Here is a 1,637-nt window from a genome sequence, read left to right as displayed (position 1 = left end):
CACATCTTCCAGCTGGGCAACAAGTACAGCAAGGCGATGAAGTGCGAAGTGCTGGGCGAAAACGGCAAGCCGGTGACCCTGGAAATGGGTTGCTACGGCATCGGCGTATCGCGCGTGGTGGCTGCTGCCATCGAGCAGAACAACGACGCCAACGGCATCATCTGGAGCGACACCCTGGCGCCGTTCCAGATCGCTCTGGTACCGCTGCGTTATGAAACCGAGCAGGTGCGCGAAGCCACCGACAAGCTGTACGCCGAACTGACGGCGGCCGGCTTCGAAGTGCTGCTGGACGATCGCGACAAGAAAACCAGCCCGGGCATCAAGTTTGCGGACATGGAGCTGATCGGCATTCCACACCGGATCGTGGTCAGCGACCGCGGCCTCGCCGAAGGCAACCTGGAATACAAGAGTCGTTCCGAAGCAGAGGCGCAAGCACTGCCGGTGGCCGATGTTGTGTCCTTCCTTCAGGCCCGTATCCGCCGCTGAAACCAGATAGAGACGTCATGTTCAAGCGAAACACCTTAGGCCTCGGTGGCGCCGCCCTGTGCGGCGCCCTGCTGGTCAGCGGCTGCGCCAATCACATGTCGCAACGCAGCGAGCACGAAGAGCGGGTCGAGCGAAAACTGCTCGATCACAGCCTGCAGATCGATGTCGGCGAGCCCAAGGTGCTCGAGCTGCCGCAGCGACGCGTGAAGATCAACGAGCAAAAGACTTTCGAAGTCACCGAGTTCGAGGTCACCCGTCGTTACGACCGCTACACGCCTTACCAACCCTGGCGCGAAGTCTATGAGATTCCGCTGGGCGCGGTGGCCGTGGTCGGTGGTGTCGGTGCCAACGTGGTCAACGTGTTTGCCCTCGGCAACCTGCCGGACAGCGTCACCAAGGATTGGCTGAGCTACGGTTTCGCCGGGCTAAACCCGTTCATGAACGTGCAGTCCAACGGTCGCGCGCAGCAGAACCTCGCGGGCATCGACGAAGTCCAGCGCGACAAGCGCACGGAGTATTCGAGCCTGCCGTGGAGCGAACGACCGGTGCAGGTCAAGGCCGGCAAGCAGACCTTCGACATGACCACCGACCGCAACGGCGTGCTGCGCTTGAATCTGCTCGACAGCCCTTTCGCCGAACATGACCTCAACCATGTTGGCCGCTTGCAGATCAGTGTCGAAGACGCCAAGGACGATGTGCATTCCGACTCGACCCTGATGCTCAGCGGCCACCTGCGCGGCAAGTTGATCGAGGCGCACGGGCTGATTTATGACGATCTGGAAGATGACGAAGTGAGCCAGTGGGTACACCGGGTCAAACGCCTGTCGGAGCTGGGCCTGGAAGAAGAAGCCAGCGAACTGGAGCAGAGTCTGATCGAACTGACCCGCAATGATCCTGAGTTGCAGACTGAGTTTCTCAAGTCTCTGGCCAAGGATGCCGGGCGTTTAGTGGCTGATCCGGGACCGAATTAAAAGCTAAAGGCATCGCGGGCAAGCCCGCTCCCACAGGGTTTATGGGTGTTCACACAATATGTGTTTCACCATCGATCAATGTGGGAGCGGGCTTGCCCGCGATGACTATCTGAATACGCCGCGAATCTACCGCTCAAACAACTCCATCTGCTCAAACCCGCCCCGCAGATCCTCCAGCCT

Annotated in this window: 2 protein-coding genes; both read left to right on the top strand. The window is 60.1% G+C overall.

The genetic code is table 11. The annotated features are described in order from the left end of the window. A partial coding sequence (locus D8U60_RS17425; RefSeq protein ID WP_241663549.1) for a His/Gly/Thr/Pro-type tRNA ligase C-terminal domain-containing protein occupies positions 1–486 on the top strand: 486 nt, incomplete at its 5' end. Positions 487–503: 17 nt separating this feature from the next. Next, positions 504–1,457, top strand: coding sequence for a hypothetical protein (locus D8U60_RS17420; protein ID WP_016771393.1), 954 nt, complete (start codon positions 504–506; stop codon positions 1,455–1,457). The last annotated feature ends 180 nt before the right edge of the window (positions 1,458–1,637 follow it).

It is taken from the genome of Pseudomonas sp. Sample_11 (genome assembly GCF_004307505.1).
In the GTDB taxonomy this organism is placed as follows: Bacteria; Pseudomonadota; Gammaproteobacteria; order Pseudomonadales; family Pseudomonadaceae; genus Aquipseudomonas; species Aquipseudomonas atacamensis.
Note: the sequence above shows the minus strand (reverse complement) of the source record. Positions and strands in the feature narration are given on the sequence as shown.

Bases quoted from the DNA above. Each gene is read 5' to 3' on its own strand.
- D8U60_RS17420 (WP_016771393.1), top strand. From the start codon at position 504: ATGTTCAAGCGAAACACCTTAGGCCTCGGTGGCGCCGCCCTGTGCGGC.